At 60.4% G+C, this 16042-nt stretch carries 15 protein-coding genes; 4 read left to right on the top strand and 11 right to left on the bottom strand.

Annotation, left to right across the window (positions count from 1 at the left end):
* Positions 1-14: 14 nt before the first annotated feature.
* On the bottom strand, positions 15-338 hold the full coding sequence (locus AC0WRY_RS26630; protein ID WP_246776337.1) for a hypothetical protein: 324 nt from the start codon (positions 336-338) through the stop codon (positions 15-17).
* Between the two features lie 130 nt (positions 339-468).
* Entirely contained in the window at positions 469-1191 is a 723-nt protein-coding gene (locus tag AC0WRY_RS26625) for a hypothetical protein (RefSeq protein WP_246776336.1), read from the bottom strand.
* Positions 1192-1348: 157 nt separating this feature from the next.
* On the opposite strand from AC0WRY_RS26625, the gene AC0WRY_RS26620 reads away from it, so the two are divergent.
* Complete coding sequence (locus AC0WRY_RS26620; protein WP_194403761.1) at positions 1349-2908, top strand: winged helix-turn-helix domain-containing tetratricopeptide repeat protein; 1560 nt, start codon at positions 1349-1351, stop codon at positions 2906-2908.
* 138 nt (positions 2909-3046) lie between these two features.
* On the opposite strand, the gene AC0WRY_RS26615 is transcribed toward AC0WRY_RS26620, so the two are convergent.
* Positions 3047-3181 (bottom strand): hypothetical protein, encoded by a 135-nt coding sequence (locus AC0WRY_RS26615; RefSeq protein WP_256438859.1) that lies wholly within the window; start codon positions 3179-3181, stop codon positions 3047-3049.
* 155 nt (positions 3182-3336) lie between these two features.
* Here AC0WRY_RS26615 and AC0WRY_RS26610 point away from each other — a divergent pair, with 155 nt between their 5' ends.
* Both AC0WRY_RS26610 and AC0WRY_RS26605 read left to right on the top strand, forming a co-directional pair.
* Complete coding sequence (locus AC0WRY_RS26610) at positions 3337-3576, top strand: hypothetical protein (protein WP_194403760.1); 240 nt, start codon at positions 3337-3339, stop codon at positions 3574-3576.
* A 420-nt stretch (positions 3577-3996) separates the two neighbouring features.
* A complete protein-coding gene (locus AC0WRY_RS26605) occupies positions 3997-4164 on the top strand; it encodes a hypothetical protein (RefSeq protein ID WP_194408509.1) in 168 nt (55 codons plus the stop codon).
* An 888-nt stretch (positions 4165-5052) separates the two neighbouring features.
* On the opposite strand, the gene AC0WRY_RS26600 is transcribed toward AC0WRY_RS26605, so the two are convergent.
* The 5 genes from AC0WRY_RS26600 to AC0WRY_RS26580 form a co-directional block, all read right to left on the bottom strand.
* Positions 5053-5898 carry a carbohydrate ABC transporter permease gene (locus AC0WRY_RS26600; protein ID WP_194403759.1) on the bottom strand — a complete coding sequence of 282 codons (846 nt, stop codon included), beginning with the start codon at positions 5896-5898 and terminating at the stop codon, positions 5053-5055.
* Position 5899: 1 nt separating this feature from the next.
* The gene (locus AC0WRY_RS26595; RefSeq protein WP_491121660.1) at positions 5900-6919 is read right to left on the bottom strand and encodes a carbohydrate ABC transporter permease; all 1020 of its coding nucleotides are present in this window, start codon (positions 6917-6919) and stop codon (positions 5900-5902) included.
* Positions 6844-7872 (bottom strand): ABC transporter ATP-binding protein, encoded by a 1029-nt coding sequence (locus AC0WRY_RS26590; RefSeq protein ID WP_491121658.1) that lies wholly within the window; start codon positions 7870-7872, stop codon positions 6844-6846. Before AC0WRY_RS26590 ends, AC0WRY_RS26595 begins: the two co-directional genes overlap by 76 nt.
* A 118-nt stretch (positions 7873-7990) precedes the next feature.
* On the bottom strand, positions 7991-9334 hold the full coding sequence (locus AC0WRY_RS26585; protein WP_194403756.1) for an extracellular solute-binding protein: 1344 nt from the start codon (positions 9332-9334) through the stop codon (positions 7991-7993).
* Positions 9335-9752: 418 nt separating this feature from the next.
* On the bottom strand, positions 9753-12107 hold the full coding sequence (locus AC0WRY_RS26580) for a membrane-bound PQQ-dependent dehydrogenase, glucose/quinate/shikimate family (protein WP_491121656.1): 2355 nt from the start codon (positions 12105-12107) through the stop codon (positions 9753-9755).
* A gap of 310 nt (positions 12108-12417) precedes the next feature.
* Between AC0WRY_RS26580 and AC0WRY_RS26575 the strand changes: the two genes are divergently transcribed.
* Positions 12418-13266, top strand: a complete 849-nt coding sequence (locus AC0WRY_RS26575) for a YihY/virulence factor BrkB family protein (RefSeq protein WP_194403754.1) — start codon at positions 12418-12420, stop codon at positions 13264-13266.
* Here AC0WRY_RS26575 and AC0WRY_RS26570 read toward each other — a convergent pair.
* The 3 genes from AC0WRY_RS26570 to AC0WRY_RS26560 form a co-directional block, all read right to left on the bottom strand.
* The gene (locus AC0WRY_RS26570) at positions 13184-14563 is read right to left on the bottom strand and encodes a DUF2254 domain-containing protein (protein WP_194403753.1); all 1380 of its coding nucleotides are present in this window, start codon (positions 14561-14563) and stop codon (positions 13184-13186) included. The genes AC0WRY_RS26575 and AC0WRY_RS26570 overlap by 83 nt on opposite strands.
* Positions 14564-14648: 85 nt before the next feature.
* Positions 14649-15386 carry a PRC-barrel domain-containing protein gene (locus tag AC0WRY_RS26565; protein ID WP_194403752.1) on the bottom strand — a complete coding sequence of 246 codons (738 nt, stop codon included), beginning with the start codon at positions 15384-15386 and terminating at the stop codon, positions 14649-14651.
* 76 nt (positions 15387-15462) lie between these two features.
* On the bottom strand, positions 15463-15765 hold the full coding sequence (locus tag AC0WRY_RS26560) for a BA14K family protein (RefSeq protein WP_246776517.1): 303 nt from the start codon (positions 15763-15765) through the stop codon (positions 15463-15465).
* Positions 15766-16042 lie beyond the last annotated feature (277 nt).

The following is a 16042-nucleotide window of genomic DNA, read 5'->3' as shown; positions in this document are numbered from 1 at the left end:
TCCGGCGTACGTTCTCAGATCATGCTGCCGGGCAGAAAGCAGCGAACGCGCGGATGGCCATCGATGTAGTGCTTCCATACCATAGTCGGACCGGCGCGGTTCGGTTGCTTTAGGACGGCGCCCTCAGGAACCACGACCCACTCACCTTCGATGCGGACGCGGTAATGGCCACGGTCGGATTCCCAATCGGCGTCGAAGACGATGTATCCATCGGCATCCGTACAGCACTGCCCAAACTCGCTATGCAAGCTCTCGAACCATGGCTTCAGCGGCGACTTGGCGTAGCGCCCGTCATCACGGGCGAGCACCGGTGTCGCCAACGCAATCAGGCCAAGCATCAGCGCTGCATGTATTCTCGCGGACATTCGTTCCTCTCTACGAGGCTGCAAGCGCACTATGCGCCGATCTGCTTCCTCACCCTGCGATATGCGAAAAATGGAAGTCCGACAAAATCGCTTTTACTTCTGGCTATGGAGCAAATGCCGCTGCCTGTGGAGGGCCGGGTGTATCAGGGCGAACGAATACAAAACGCGACCTCACCGGCAGGTCCAAACCGTCTTGGCCGTCCTGCCCGATCAGAATGAGGCCCGCTCCACCATTCGCCACTGTTAGGATGACCGGTTCACCAGCCCATGTCCTGATCGGCTCCATCGCCAGGATAAGGAATTCGCCGATCGGCTGGTCCAGATACTGAAGTCTTAGCTGCGCTGCGATTTCGGCGGGCGCAAGCAGAAGGCCCAGCAATTGTGCGCGCGCATAGACGTCCCGCAGCGCTGCCGTTTTGCCCTCAAAGCCAAGTTCGGCTGGCGATACGGCAACAAGCTCGACCTCGGCTTTCTTCCCGCTGAGGGTAAAGGCCGGTCTTCCGATAATCTCGTCAGCCGAGCTCCCAACACCGCAGCCCAGTGCACTCATCGCGCCCCGAAGAGCGGCCAAATCCCTAAAGGTCCCGACAGTAATCCTCTTCCAGAAAGGAACCTCGGCGGCGGAGCTGAATGACGTCCGGGTGTCGCGGGCTGGCGGAGCCCCCTTGAGCGCCAAGTGATTGCGCAGGACATCCTGCGCAGAGCATTGGGCTTCAGTAGCGTTGGCGCAGGCGATGACAAGCGCACCGCAGACAAGTAGAGTGGCACTCCGTTGTGCAAATGCAGCGGCCCGTCGCATTCTCCTGGACTCGTAGGTCGCACTCATCGTCGCCTCCGCTACGTGTCTCGCCGCCTAGACTGCCAAAGCGCGGTTCGGTAGGCTTTACGAGCGGCTTACATTTTCCTTATCGGCGGCTTATTCTCTTCATTCCGACTGGCGCAGGGGCGCAGCGTCGCTCCGAGACTGGCAACGGGGAAGGAAGTTGCGCTATCTGTTTGAGGAGTACGTCTTCCACACCGATCGGCGCGAGCTGCATCGCGAGGGGGAGCTCGTCCCTGTCGCACCACAGGTGTTCGATCTGCTTGGTTACCTGATCCGCAACAGGGAGCGAGTTGTCAGCAAGGACGACATCATCAAAGTCATTTGGAATGGGCGCAGCGTATCCGACGCGGCGCTGACAACCCGCCTGAATGCCGCCCGGACTGCAATCGGCGATTCCGGCGAGGAACAGCGCTTCATAAAAACACTACCGCGCAAGGGCTTCCGTTTCGTCGGAGCAGTCCGGGAAGTGAAGGAACCGGCAGGCGCAGCAGTTGCCGATAATCAGTTAGAACTTCAGAAAGCCGACCTTGCGCTCCCCGACAAACCGTCTATCGCTGTGCTGCCGTTTGAAAACCTGAGCGGCGATCCCGAGCAGGAATATTTCGCCGACGGCATGGTGGAAGAAATCATCACCGCGCTGTCGCGCTTTAAGTCTCTGTTCGTTATCGCACGTCACTCAAGTTTCACCTTCAAAGGCAAAACTGTCGATATCCAGGAGGTCCGACGCAGGCTCGGCGTGCGCTACGTGCTTGAGGGGGCCGTGCGCAAGGCATCGGGGAAGGTTCGAATCACAGGGCAATTGATTGATGCGGTGACATGCGCGCATCTATGGGCGGACAGATTCGAGCGTGATCTGACGGACATTTTCGCTCTCCAAGACGAAGTTGCACTCGCCGTTGTCTCGGCTGTTCAGCCAAAGATGCTTCAAGCAGAGATTGAAGCGGCTACGCGGCGGCGACCAGAGAACCTCACTGCCTATGATTTTTTTCTCCGATCCATGCAACAGTATTACCTGACGACCCGCGAAAGTTTGGCCGAGGCGATTAAGTTGGCTCATCGGGCTTTGGAGCTAGAGCCGAGGTTCAGCTCTGCAGCGGCTCTGGCAGCTGACTCTCACGCGAGCAACTTCGCTTTAGGCTATGCCAACGATCCCGAGTTCGACGCCAAGGAAGCAATGCGGCTTGCACGTTTGGCGTTGAGCCTCGATGATGATGACCCCGACACGTTGTCAAGGGTTGCTGTAATCTCAGCAGGCCTGGTCGGCGATAGTGAAGCTGAAATCGAAATGGCTGACCGGGCGGTCGCGCTCAACCCGAATTCCTGGCGCACTTGGAACAATAGAGGCTGGGTCTATACAATGGGGGGACTGCCCGAAGAGGCCATCCAAAGCTTTGAACGTGCAATTCGCATGAGCCCGGTAGACCCGCTGCTACACATGACGTTTCTGGGCATTGGGAATGCTCTTATGGGCCTTGGCCGGTTTGACGAGGCGATCATTGTCTTGAAGAAAGCCCTTCGTCAGAATCCTTCCTTTGTGCCAGCTTGCCGTGGACTTGCGTCTGCCTTCGCCCACCTCGGACGCGACGCTGAGGCGCACGCCGCGGCGGCGCGTGTGCTTGAGATCGATCCCGCCTTTACAATATCGGCGCATATCGCCCGGGCCCCCAAAAGCTCAAAGCTGTTGATCGAGGGCCTTCGGAAAGCGGGGCTGCCCGAATAACCTTCCTGCGCTGTGCGGACGGGGTGATCGATGACCGCTTCTGGGCCCATTGCTGACCTTCGCTCGGAGAGTTTTAACGTCTGCTTCCGGGAGATTCGCGACGAGCCCACGCGGCGATCCGAATTGGACCGACCCTGCCTACAGCTCCTTGCGGATCTTCTTGATGAGCGCCTTCTGGTCGTCGATGTATTCCTGGACGACCTGACGAGCTTGCTCCTCGCGCGACTCCTTTGGAGGGTTCAATTGTTCTTTGCGGCTATCATCGTCAGTCATCTAGTATATTAGCGCAAATCAGGTCGCCCCTAAATTCAGTTTGAGCGACCAGAAGTCACAGAGGGCCATCGGCACAGGTGTTCCCTACCAAGGCCGGTGGGAACCCGCCGGAGCCGCGCCCGTTGTCCCAATATGTGCATGTCGGGAGAACTTCCATGTCGGTAAGACTTCAGATCGCGGCCATGGTCTTCATGATGGTCCAGGCAGTGCTGTTCGGAGCGGGAATGGTCGTGATCCTTCTCACTCCGATCCAGTCGGATGCGATGGAGGCGATCCCGACGATGATAGCGATCAGCGTCGTGACATCGGCGGCGATTGCCTGGCTGATCGCGCCGCGGCTCCGTCAACGCTACTGGCGCGCACGGGGCGCGGACGGCGACGTCATATCCGGCTGAACCGAAGGATTGGATTCTGATACGGAGCGGACGGTCCGCCTGGCGACGAGTCCGAGCGTGGACCCCTGGACGATGAGCTGAAGAGAACGACGGCGTAAGTTGCCGTCAGAATGAGAGACTTCGCCGGCGTATCCGGCAACGACAGCGCCAGCCGCCACGGAGGTGGGGCAGGATAGGGTGGGGATGGGGTAGGATAGGGTGGGGATGGGGTAGGGCAGGTGCAGGGCAGGCAGGATGGGCGATGGGCGATATTAAAGAAGAGAGCAGGTCACATTACGAACCTTAGGCGCGATTGGCGCGTGAACAGAGAAGGAAGATTGTACCCCAGATCGAGCGCCGGCACTGAGCTGAAGAAGGCTAAGATCTCATCAACCAGAAGCGCGCCGTCCGCGATCTCAAAGACAAGGCTCGGATGGAATGATGCCCGAGAAGCCGATCGACGGCGTGGAGCCCGAGCAGTCCGAGGATGACATCCAGCGCGAAGAGCTCGGTCCTCGCGGCGTTCCCAGAAAGGAAAGCCCAGCGCGGATGACGCCGCAGCGGGAGAAGAAGACGCCGAAGGACGTTGATCCCGGACATTCGGCATGAACTCGATGGACACATTTGATCCGTTCGCCGTTTCACGTTCACGACGGCCTCAATCACCAGATCATCGAATGGAGTCCTCGATGGGCTTCGATGTACCACGAGCACGCGTCGAAGTGGAATGAGGGTGTCATAGCCTGGGACGGCTTGTTGCTCGACGGATGGGCGTCCATCATTCATACTTCTTGCGGCCATTGAAGGTGTGAGCGGAGCTGGGAAAGAGCCGATGGCCGTCAAGAAGGTCGGCAACAGCCGCAAGAGTCGATCGCCGGCGGCGGTTCCGATCGTCGACCCCTGACCAAAGTAACGCCGTCGGAGCCAGAACAGCTCCGCTCCAAGATGGCCTCCGACCGCGACAAGCTTGAATTCCCCGAACCGCCCACGGCAACGGCCGTTGAAGAGGAAACGCGTCGACAATATTCTGCCGATTTATGGAAAAACTACATAGCGCAGAATTTCAAAGGTCTTTGTTGGAATTCGATGCGTGCCGTTCAAAAAAATCGCGGTCCGCCGACGAGATAATAGCGCCTGGTGCTAGAACATTGCTCCTCGAAAGAGGGCAATTTCGTAAACTAGTTAAGCGCAACGGCTAAAATCCTGCCTCCCACTCGGCAGCGGCCGGGTTGCGAACAGGACGGAGCAGTATTGGAATGCCCTATTCCAAAATCGAAACTCGGCGATCAAAAAATGCGCTTGCTGAAGATGCGGCTGATGATCCGCCGCAAGGCGATGTGATGTACCAGTGTGTGCCGGGTAGTAATCAAGACCTCACGGGAGGACGCGTAGCCAAGCTCCGAGGCAGCGAAGAAAATTGCTGGACGAACTCTCTTGGTGGACTGAGCAGCCCTTCTGCGCCGCAAAAACCCGGGAGCGCTGCCTGACGAAGTCAGCTTACTTCACGGCTCCTCCTGTGATACCGGCGATAAAGCGATCGAGAAAGAGATTGTAAGCGATAGCCACTGGCACCGCGGCGATCAGGGCACCCGCCATGATCTCACCCCAGAAGAACACGTCTCCGCGGATCAAGTCGGTCGAGACGCCCAACGTGATCGGCTTCTGGTCGGATGAGGAGACGAAGGTCAGCGCGTAGACAAACTCCTGAAGCGTCAGGGTGAACGTAAAGATCACCACGGTCAAAATTGCCGGCACCGACAGCGGGATCGCCATCTTGATGAAGGCGCCGAAAAGGCTGCAGCCGTCGACGATTGCGGCTTCCTCGATCTCGACCGGCAGCGCCTTGAAGAATCCCATCAACAGCCAGGAGCAGAATGGGATCGTGAACGTTGGGTAGACCAACACCAACGACCACATCGAGTTTTGGAGACCGAGGACGGCGATGATCCGCGACAACGGCAGGAACAGTAGGGTTGGAGGGACCAAGTAGGTTAGGAAGATCATGATGCCGAGAGCTTCGCCCTTTCTGCTGGTCATGCGGGCAAGGCTGTATCCGGCCGGAACCGCGGTGACTAGTGTGATCGCGGTGACGCAGAGGCCGATGACCAGTGAATTCAGCAGCCAGCGCGCGAACAGGGTCTCCTCGAACAGGTACTTGATGTGCTCGAGCGTCGGCGGCTCATTGAACCAGAACGGGGTGTTGGCGATGTCGTAGAGGTCGCTGTTCTGCTTGAACGCCGTGATCACCATCCAATAGAACGGAAACGCGGCCAGGATGACGAAGAAGGCGACGCCGAAGTAGAAGCCGGTTTCTCGGAGCGAGCGGGCAACGGGGGACGACATCTCAAATCTCCCGGCGACGAATGAAGCGCAGCATGAAAATCACCACGACCAGCAGCACCGGCAGCATGAACAACGAGATGGCCGCGCCGTGCGAGACATCGCCGGAGACGATGCCGGTCTGAAAGCCAGCGAAGCCCAGCACCGATGTCGCGCCGCCAGGACCACCCATCGTCAGCAAGAACACGATGGAGAGATCAGTGAACGTGAACACGATGCCGAAGATCAGGCCGATGGCCATGATCGGCAGGATCATGGGCAGGATGATCTGGTAGTTGCGGCGCCAAAAACCTGCACCGTCGACCGTGGCCGCGTCGATCACGTCCTGCGGAACGGCAGTGATGCCGGCGAGGAAGATCACGATGGCAAAGGGAAAGAAGCGCCAGGCGTTGATGATGACAATGCACAACATTGCAAGGTAGGGATCGCCAAGCCAGTTCGGCGCATCTTCGCGAGTAAGAAAGCCCGCCGCGATCAGGCTCCAGTTGATCACGCTGTAGAGCGAATCGAACATCCACTGCCAGGCGATCGTGGCGAGTGCGACCGGCACTGCAAATGGCAGGATAATCAGCGCCCGCACGATCTTGCGGCCCCGAAAGGGTCGCAATAGCAGGAACGCGCCGAACTTTCCGAGCACGAGGCCGAGCAATTGCGACCCGAACGTAAAGATGAACGTGTTGCGCAACGTGTCGAGGAAAGTTGGATTCTGCAGAATTTGCTCGAAATTGGCCAGTCCGACGAACTTCCAGGTCGGGTTATAGATCGTGTAGGCGCTGAGCGAGTAGTAGATCGCGAGCAGAAGCGGAAGACCGACGAGCAGCAGGACGTACAGGATCGCCGGCGCGACCAAAATCGTTTCGAGCATTTCGCGGCGATCGAGTACGAAGTGAAAGCGCGAAACCGGCTTGGCAATGGGCTCTGCAATGACGGCCATCAGCTGTCCCCGGTTCAGTGGCGAGTGCTGCGATTGCCGCCGGCGTCGAAATGGCGCAAGGCGCTGTTCTTCACCGCGAACGGATGCCACTCCCCGGGATGAATGCTTGCTTCGGCGACGTGGGCTGGCGGCAACTTCGCCGTGATTGGTTGGCTCGAATCGAAATCAGCGATCGCACCGTAAACGATGCGCTCGGACCCGAGATATTCGGAGCGGTCGACGCGAAACGAGAATTCGGTCGCGCCGCCATCTTCAATCATGTTCCTGGGCAGGAAATTCTCCGGCCTGAAACCCAAATAGCCGCCGCCGTTGTGCGTCACGATGTTCATCGGCGGCGCGCCGACAAAGGTCGCGACGAAAAGGTCGGCTGGATCTTCGTAGATTTCGGTTGGCGTCCCCACCTGCCTGATACGTCCATGGTCGATGACCGCAATGCGGTCGCCCATGCCCATCGCTTCGACTTGGTCGTGGGTCACGTAGACGGTCGTAAGCCCAACGCTCTGCTGGAAGTTCTTGATTTCCTGCCGAGCCAGGGTGCGCAATTTGGCATCGAGATTGGACAGCGGCTCATCGAGCAGAAGCGCCGTCGGCTCGCGAACGAGCGCGCGCGCAAGCGCAACGCGCTGGCGCTCGCCGCCGGAGAGCTGACGCGGCCGCCGGTCGAGAAGATGGCCGATGCCAAGCAGCCGCGAGGCCCAATCGACCTTCTTCTGGATTTCCTCGCGGGGCACCCGCTGCGTCCGCAACGGAAACGCAATGTTGTTGCGGACGGTGTAGTGCGGATAGAGACCATAGCTCTGAAACATCATCGCAACGCCGCGAGCGCGCGGCGGGATGTCGTTGACGACGTGGCCGCCGATCAGGAGATCGCCGCTCGTCTGCTGCTCCAGGCCGCAGATGATGCGCAGAAACGTCGTTTTGCCGCAGCCCGAAGGGCCGAGCAGCACCATGAACTCGCCATCCGGCACCGTGAGCGAGATGCCGTTGACGGCGGGCACCTCGCCGAATATCTTGACGATATCCCTAGTCAATACCGCAGCCATCGAACCTCCTGAGATCAATGCACTGCGCTCCGCCGTCGATCATGCGGCGGAGCGCCAGTCCTTTGTGACAGGCAGCAACCGTTGCGGTGTCCGGGCCGCGCAAGCGCGGTCCACCGCCTCAGGTTTTGCCGTGCCACTTGGTGAAGATCGCCTCGGACTGCTGGTGCGCCCATTTGACGGCGTCCTCGGCCGACATCTGACCGGTCGCGGACTTCGACATCATGTCGCAGATGACGAAGTCGTTGTAGACCTCGTCGACGGCAGGCCATGACGGACCGGGATATCCGGGGGACGCCGACCACTGTCCGGAATCCTGCAGCACGGCAAGCTTGTCATTCGGCGTCGAGGTTGAATCGTTCGACAGAATCGGCATCGGCTTCGGCACGAGGTTGGCGAAGCACGGATTGTTGTACCCCTCGCTCGCCTTGAACGCTTCCGGCCAGTGATCGGCGTAGTATTTGAGGAACTCGATTGCGCCTTCCTTGTTCTTGGCGAACTTCCAGATGCCGTAGAACTCGGACGCGCCGCCCATGATCTGGCGTACCGGCCCCTTCGGCGGGGCCATCACGAAGGTGTCGTCGGCGCCCTTCTTGTTGGCCTTCTGGAAGGTACGGTAGGCGGAAATCGGGTTGACGATCAGCGAGCCGACGCCCGACACGAGATATCGGTTGTTGCTGGAGTCGTCCCACGACAGCACTTCCGGCGTCATCGCCTCCTTGTATAGCGCCGAGACATATTTGACGGCTTCGACCGTCTCCTTGCTGTTGAGCACGACGCTCTTGCCATCGGCGTCCTGAAGCGCGCCGCCATAGCTCCACAGCAGGCCGCGCCAGGTCGTATTCGGGTCGTTGCTGTGCCCGAGCGAAATGCCCACCGGGTGACCCTTGGCTTTCAGCTTGGCGCCGCCCGTACGCACGTTGTCCCACGTGTCCGGCTTCACTCCGATCTCGTCCCACATGCTCTTACGATACATGATGGGGAAGTTGATGTAGAAATCGGGGAACGCAGACCAGGTCTTGTCGTCCTGGTTGTAGCCGATCTGTCGCCCGATCGTGCTGACCTTGCCGTACTTTTTCTCCGTCGCCTCGACGAGGCTCGTCACGTCGACGAGGAACTTGCGGTAGAGGTGCGCGCCGCCCGCGCCGTTCCAGCCGAACAGATCGTGGCCCGATTGTGCGGAGGCCTCGGCGGCGGCGCGCGCGGCGACGTTGCCGACCGGGATGTGATCGACGGTGACCTCGACGTGGTTTTTCTCTCCCCAGTCCTTTGCGAACGCATCGAACCATTTGTCGTACTCGGGGACGAAATGGCTCCACTGCACGATGGAAAGGGATTTGGTGTCGGCAAGCGCGCGGGAGACGAACGGCGCAGATACCGACGGCGCCGATGCGGCGGCAAGGGTAAGACCGGTGTGTTGCAGGAAACGGCGTCGTGTGACGCGCAAATACTTGCCCGTGCTCATCTGGACTCCTCCTGTATGTGCGTCGCCAGTTGGAGAAGGCTTATCCAGAGAGGGATGAGTCTAGCTCTACCTGGGATCTTTGCTTTTGGTTCACTATAGTCCTAAGGCGCCAAGGGTCTTTTCGACATTCGGTGGATTAGTACGTTGCCGTACAAGCATTTCTTGTCGCAGGCGGTAGTCGCCGACTTTGACGAACCGGCGAACTGGCGCGATCTCATAGCCCGAGTTGTTGCCGGCACGCTGTGTTACCCTCGTCGCAGCGGTGGCGAGTGCACTGAGTAACGTTGGTCTTCCATGCCCGCCAGCTCGGACCGGACGTTTGAAGGGCGACGCAACGGCTGCGACAACATGCGACGTCCGTTCCGTTCTTGGTGACTGCATAGCAACACTTCCCAAGGCTGCCTCTGCTCGTCAGGAGTCAGCGGCCGGGGCTCGGCAACGAGTAGGCGATCAAGGAATCGCCGATCGGCGTCTCCATGAAATGATGACCGCCGGCCATGATGACGAGATATTCGCGGCCGCCGGCCTCGTAGGTGATCGGCGTGGCCTGGCCCCCGGCAGGTAGCACGTCCTTCCAGACAGTTTTTCCGGTTTTGATATCGATTGCTCTGATGAGATTGTCGGTCGTCGCTGCGACGAAGATCAGCCCGCCGGCAGTCACGACGGCGCCTCCATTATTAGGCGTTCCAATCGTGATCGGCAGCATCGACGGGATCCCGAAGGGTCCATTCGTCCGCGCTTCTCCCAAAGGGCGATCCCACAACGTCTTGCCGGTCTTCAGGTCGATGGCGCGAATCCCGCCATAGGGCGGCTGCTTGCACAACAACCCGGTGCCGGGCAGTCGCCAGCCCGCATTGACGTTGATGGCATAGGGGGAGCCGAGCTGCGGATCGCCCGCGCCTTCCTGCCCGCCGATTTCGCCGCGCGCCTGGTCGCGCGGCGCCCAGCCGAGACGGTTGGCCTCGTCGCGCGGCACCAGGCGATTGTAGTTCGGCATGTCGTTGTAGTTCGCGACGATGACCTGGCGAACGGGATCGACGGCGATGCCGCCCCAATCGGAGCCGCCATTGTAGCCGGGATATTCGATCCAGTGCGGGCTGGCGGTGGGCGGTGTGAAGATGCCCTTGTAGCTTGCCCGACGAAACTGGATGCGGCAGATCATCTGATCGATCGGCGACATGCCCCACATGTCCTGCTCGGTGAGGTCGGCCTTCCGCAGCGTGTGGTACAACGAGAATGGCTGGGTCTTTGCACGCTGCGCCGGCTCGACGCCGCCTTGCGGGACTGGCCTCTCCTCGACGCCGACCAGCGGCTTGCCGGTGCGCCGGTCGAGCACGAAAATGTCGCCGCGCTTGCTCGGCAGCACGAGCGCGGGCACCGGCGCGCCGTTGTCGGTCGGGAAGTCGACCAGAGTGGCTTGAGAGCCGAGGTCGTAGTCCCAGACGTCATTGTGCACGGTCTGGAAGTGCCAGGCGGGCTTACCGGTGGTGACATCGAGCGCCACCAGAGACGTGGCGAACTCTTTTTCGCGGTCCGAGCGGCTGCTGCTCCAATAGTCGACGGCCGAGACGCCGAGCGGCAGATAGACGAGCCCCAGCTGCTCGTCGCCGGAGGCGGTCGTCCACATGTTGGGCGTGCCCCTGGTATAGGTCTGTCCCACCGGCGGCGGTGCGTCTGCATCGGGCTTGACCATGTCCCAGGCCCAGCGCAAGGCGCCGGTTTGTGCATCATATCCCTGAATCACACCCGACGGCGCGTCCCGCTTTTGGCCGTCGAGCACTTCGTGCCCGATGACGATGATGCCGCGGACGATGGTCGGCGCCGACGTGATCGCAAACATGCCGGGGTCGTGTCGGCCAACGCCCGTCGCAGTGTCGACCTGTCCGTCATAGCCGAACGTCTGGCAGCGCTTGCCGGTCTTCGCATCGATCGCGATGAGGCGTGCATCGAGCGTGCCTTCGATGATGCGCTGAGCGCAGGCGGCGCTCTGATCGGCATTCGGAAGCGCGTAATAGGCGAGACCCCGGCAAGCCGCTGTGTACGGAATGAATTCGTCCGGGACGCGCGGGTCAAATCGCCAGATCTGCTTGCCGCTCTTGGCATCGACAGCAAGAACGAGGTTCTTGGGGGTGCAGACGTAGAGGGTATCGCCCACCTTGAGCGGCGTGTTCTCCGCGCCGTAGGTGCCTTTCGTGGTCTTTGTCGGCAGGTCGCCGGTATGGAAGGTCCAGACCTTGGTGAGCTTGGCGACGTTGGTCGTATTGATCTGGTCGAGCGGCGAATAGCGGCGTGCGCTGTAGCTGCCGCCATAGGCAGGCCAATCCGCGCCCGCCTTCAGAGGCGAAGGATCGGGCATCGCGTTTGTCGGCGACGGCACCACGGACGGTGCGGCGCTTGCCGGCCTGAAAGCCCCCGTCATCAACAAAGTGGTAGCCACCAACAAGAGCAATCCGACCACGATAGTCACCGCAGGTTCATATTGGTGGCGGATCGGGCGAAGCTTCGGGGTGAGAGCCAGCACGAAGATCAGTAACACACCCGGACCGACCGTCCGTGGGACCAGCGCCCACCCGTTGGCGCCAACTTCCCAGAACGCCCATGCGAGGGTGAGCAGGAAGAGGAGAAGGTAAAGCCATGCGCCTTCGACGCGCCGGCGGGCCAACAGAACACCCGAGACGATCAGCATGAGTCCGCTGGGCAGATAATAGAACGACCCCCCCAACCACAGCAGCCACGCGCCGCCGGCCCCGAGTACGAAGCCGATGAGGATCATGACGCCTCCGAGAACGAATGCTGCCCAGTCTGCTGCGCGATACGTCTGAGCCATGTCGGTACCCATGCTTTTGCTGAAGATCTAAGGCGAGCCCAATGCCTTGGTTCCTCAACAAGTGAGTACGTTTGCGAACTATGATGAGGACACTTGGTGCGTTGCTAGGTACCTTGGAACCTGCGCAGCGACGGGAGGTTCTCCGTCATTCATTCAAGCTTGGCGGTTCGCAACGGACGTGATCAGAAGCGGTACCAATGCTAAACCACTGAACGGGGGTAGCCGCAGCCCTCTGCGCAGGTTCATCACCATCGCAATGGCCTTTTGGGTCAGGCTAGGTGATCACAACATTTCGGTCCTGTCCGCCGCCGTTGCCTTCTATTCCTTTCTCTCGATCTTCCCCGCCATAGCCGCGCTTGTGTCACTCTATGGGCTCGTCGCCGACACCAACGACATCGTGCGGCAGCTCAACGCGCTCCAAGCGATCCTGCCGGGGGAAGCGACGGCACTCATTTCAGAGCGATTGAAGGCTCTCGTGCAGAACACGCGTCCCCCTTTCGGCGTCGGGCTGATGGTGAGTGTGGGTATTTCGATCTGGAGTGCGCGCTACGCGACTGGCACGCTCATGACTGCCTTGAACGTGACCTACGCGGTCCCGGAGGGGAGGGGATTGGTTCTCTTCAATGCCGTTGCTCTGTCGCTGACCGTGGCGTTGATTGTGCTCGCCGGTGGGGCCGTGATCCTGATCGCGGTGCTTCCCCTCCTACTCAGCTACCTGCCAATACCGACTGGCTGGCAGGCTGCTGCAATGTGGATACGATGGCCGCTGCTCGTGGGCATAATCATCGCAATCATTGCTCTGCTCTACCGTTACGCACCCAATCGCACTGAACCAAGATGGGACCTTGTTTCGGCCGGCGGGCTTCTGGCTACGACCGGATTGATTGCTGGTTCATACGCCTTCTCGGAGTATGTGAGCACGTTCGCCGCCTATCAGAAGACCTACGGCTCGCTCGGCGCCGTTGCCGTGTTCATGACGTGGCTCTGGGTCGCGGCCTATTCCATATTGGCGGGGGCCGAGCTCAACTCCGAGATCGGGAGCCGGTCGGCTGAGCGACAGCCTTTGGCGCATCGTCGCCCCCCAAAGGAAAGACATGTTCAGTGAATTGCCCCATCGGGCCTGCACGGACCATGAGAGCAAACGCGTGATGTCGGCGCTCGACGTCCCCCCTGTCGCCGGCGGCGGCAATCGTTCGACGCGCGTCCGCGAGGACGAGGTCGGCGTGGTGCGAGAGAGCAAGGAGCCGGGCAGGATCGCGTTCGCAGCTCGCGACCTCGGTCATGACTTCGATCATTCGGATCGATACTGCCGGTTGCGCGCCGGCGCTTTGCCGGATCATGTGAAACATGGTGCCGAGCAATTGACCATATTGCACACGCGGCACGACCAGGACCGGCTGACTTCCCCTGATCGCCACGCCTGTCGGGAGGTGCAAAGGCACGAGATCGCACAGGGCCGCTCCCAGTCGGTCCAGAACCGCGAGAGCGGTGTGCGGGTCGTTGATGCCGGGAGAGAGTGCCCTGACCGCGACCTCGACGAGCTGCCGGACGGCGAAGCGCAAATCGGTCGAAGCGCTGCTGCTGCCGCCGAGCGCTGTCGCATTTTGAATCGCCACCTCGGCACCATCGACGGGAGGAGTGACCAACGCGACAGTTGCTCCAGGGAAAACATAATCGCCGGGCCCGACCAGCAGCCGAATGCTGGCGCGATGCTTGGCCGCCCAGGTGGCCAGACCCTCGTCGTCGAGATGCTGCAGATAGCCCCGCCGGGAATCTCTCAGAGGCAGCGAGCCGATCCAGTACTCCTCCGGCGGAGGTTTAGGTTGCGGATCCTGGGTCGTTAGCCGTTGTATCGCGGAGCGGAGGTCTTCACTGACGAGTTCGATCACCGTTTCCACATTGATCCGACCGGCGACGTGGCCGACGAAATAGACGAGTATCGCGACACAGGCGAACGCGAGCGCGATGCCGACGCTCAACGCCAGATGGGGGACGAAGCCACCCTCGGGCTCGGTCCGAATGCTTCTCAGCACGACCAGAGCGTAACAGAACGTGCCAAGCAACATCCCAAGTGTCAGTTGATTGCCACGGTCGCGGGTGAAATTGCGCAGGAGCCGTGGCCCCATCTGGCCGGCGGCCAAGGACAAGGCAGCAATGGTAATCGTAAATACGGTGCCAGCGACGCCGATTGTCGCGCCGGCAACGGTGCCGAGCAGGGTGCGGCCGCCGGTCGCGCCTCCGTCGTAAAGCCAATCGTGCAGCGTCGAGAGTGCGGCGGCTTCGGTACGGTCGAGATGAACAGCAAGGAAAGCCACGAGCAAACTGGAAAGCACCACGAGCATGGGCACCACCCAGAACGTCTCGCCCAGATCGGTCAACAATTTCTCGGCACGGGCCAACATTATTTAAGCCGCATAAAGGAGGCGAGCTTGGAAGAAACAGCGCAAGGGCGGTGCGGTTCCGCCAAACCGCTCCGCCCTCAGAAAATCAGCTATTGCTGGGGTACTTGAACTCAGGCGCCGACTTCAGCTGGTCCGCCGTCGTGTCCATGGTGGCGGTCCACTTCTTGGCTGCACGATCAAACTTCAAATTGATCGCCGACGGCCGCACCGCGACGTAGTGATCGCCGATGCGCAGGAATCCTCCGACTGAGAGGATATAGCCGTCAATGCCGTTTTCATTGAGCGCGACATCCTTGATGGTGCCAATGTCCTGTTTGGCGTTGTTGTACACCTGCAGGCCCATCAATTGCGAGCTCAGTCCATCCTTCGCTGGCACCGACGTGAAGGCTCCGCCGGGGCCGGCTGCAGTCGCGTTGGTGCTATTGCCTGATGCGTTTGCGTTCGAAGAACTCTTCTGCGCGTTCGCGCCGACCGTTTTCACCTCGGCGAAGGTGCTTGGACCGACGAACATCGTCACCGGATTTCCCGACCGATCTCTGGCCTCGACCAGGAACGACTGCGGACGTACCCTGACGTCCGTGAAGCCTGCCTGCTGCAAGTCGTTGACCATCTGCTGCCGTACGCTGTCCTGGCTCCTATCAGACGGCGTGCCGGCTTTGTTTGCTCCATTGTTTGCGGGGCTGCTGTCGCCGCGTTGGTCCGCGTTCTGAGTCTGGCCCGAACCATGGTCAGCTGGGCCGGTCGCCTGCGGAGCGTTTTGCGCCAGCGCAACGGATGATGCGCCGGCAAGGAATGCGGCGGTTAGTAATGACGCTGCCTTCATCTGTGGATCTCCTGTGTTCATGTTTCCGGAGTTGTGACGCCCCCGAACGGCCGTCGCCGCCGGGCTGGCGTCTGGCCTAGGGACAAGGATGCCTGACGCCATCGTAACCCATGTAGGTACCCGAGCTCGGGTCATACGACTTGTATCGCTGTGAACAGTAGGCGTTGTTCTCGGCTGCCTGCGCCCGACTGTTGGCGACGGCGCTTCCGATCGCCGCACCTGCCACGAAGCCACCTACTGCTGGACCCCAGCCGCGGCTGTACCGGTGCCGGTATCCGTCCCGCCAGTGATGACGATGCCAACCGTGATGATAGCCAGGCCTCCATTGGACCTCCACCAGCCTCGCGTCGTTTTTCGAAATTCTGCTCGCGGCCACCATCGGTGCGGCCTGCGCTGAAGCTCCGAGTGGCATCGCGAGAGCGAGAGCAGCGGCCGCAATGCATGATCTGTTTGAGCGAAAACTAGTCTTCATCAGCTATCTCCCTTGCTGCATTACACCAATAGAAAATGCCCAAGCAGCGGTGGCGTTGCAGAGACACTTGGTACAGAAGGGTACTCGCAGCTTAGGGCAGCCGCGCTCTGACGCTATCTTCGGTGTGATGCCGGGTGCGTGCGGCAACGGACATAATTTGTGCTTTAAGATCAGGCTTTGAATT

The organism is Bradyrhizobium sp. T-12 (genome assembly GCF_058314695.1).
Note: the sequence above shows the minus strand (reverse complement) of the source record. Positions and strands in the feature narration are given on the sequence as shown.

Excerpts from the sequence above, each read along its gene's own strand:
- AC0WRY_RS26600 (WP_194403759.1), bottom strand. The coding sequence starts at position 5,898 with ATGTCGTCCCCCGTTGCCCGCTCGCTCCGAGAAACCGGCTTCTACTTC.
- AC0WRY_RS26570 (WP_194403753.1), bottom strand. The coding sequence starts at position 14,563 with ATGTTGGCCCGTGCCGAGAAATTGTTGACCGATCTGGGCGAGACGTTC.
- AC0WRY_RS26625 (WP_246776336.1), bottom strand. The coding sequence starts at position 1,191 with ATGAGTGCGACCTACGAGTCCAGGAGAATGCGACGGGCCGCTGCATTT.
- AC0WRY_RS26575 (WP_194403754.1), top strand. The coding sequence starts at position 12,418 with ATGGCCTTTTGGGTCAGGCTAGGTGATCACAACATTTCGGTCCTGTCC.
- AC0WRY_RS26580 (WP_491121656.1), bottom strand. The coding sequence starts at position 12,107 with ATGATCCTCATCGGCTTCGTACTCGGGGCCGGCGGCGCGTGGCTGCTG.
- AC0WRY_RS26585 (WP_194403756.1), bottom strand. The coding sequence starts at position 9,334 with ATGAGCACGGGCAAGTATTTGCGCGTCACACGACGCCGTTTCCTGCAA.
- AC0WRY_RS26610 (WP_194403760.1), top strand. The coding sequence starts at position 3,337 with ATGTCGGTAAGACTTCAGATCGCGGCCATGGTCTTCATGATGGTCCAG.
- AC0WRY_RS26590 (WP_491121658.1), bottom strand. The coding sequence starts at position 7,872 with ATGGCTGCGGTATTGACTAGGGATATCGTCAAGATATTCGGCGAGGTG.
- AC0WRY_RS26630 (WP_246776337.1), bottom strand. The coding sequence starts at position 338 with ATGCTTGGCCTGATTGCGTTGGCGACACCGGTGCTCGCCCGTGATGAC.
- AC0WRY_RS26560 (WP_246776517.1), bottom strand. The coding sequence starts at position 15,765 with ATGGTGGCCGCGAGCAGAATTTCGAAAAACGACGCGAGGCTGGTGGAG.
- AC0WRY_RS26605 (WP_194408509.1), top strand. The coding sequence starts at position 3,997 with ATGCCCGAGAAGCCGATCGACGGCGTGGAGCCCGAGCAGTCCGAGGAT.
- AC0WRY_RS26615 (WP_256438859.1), bottom strand. The coding sequence starts at position 3,181 with ATGACTGACGATGATAGCCGCAAAGAACAATTGAACCCTCCAAAGGAG.
- AC0WRY_RS26565 (WP_194403752.1), bottom strand. The coding sequence starts at position 15,386 with ATGAAGGCAGCGTCATTACTAACCGCCGCATTCCTTGCCGGCGCATCA.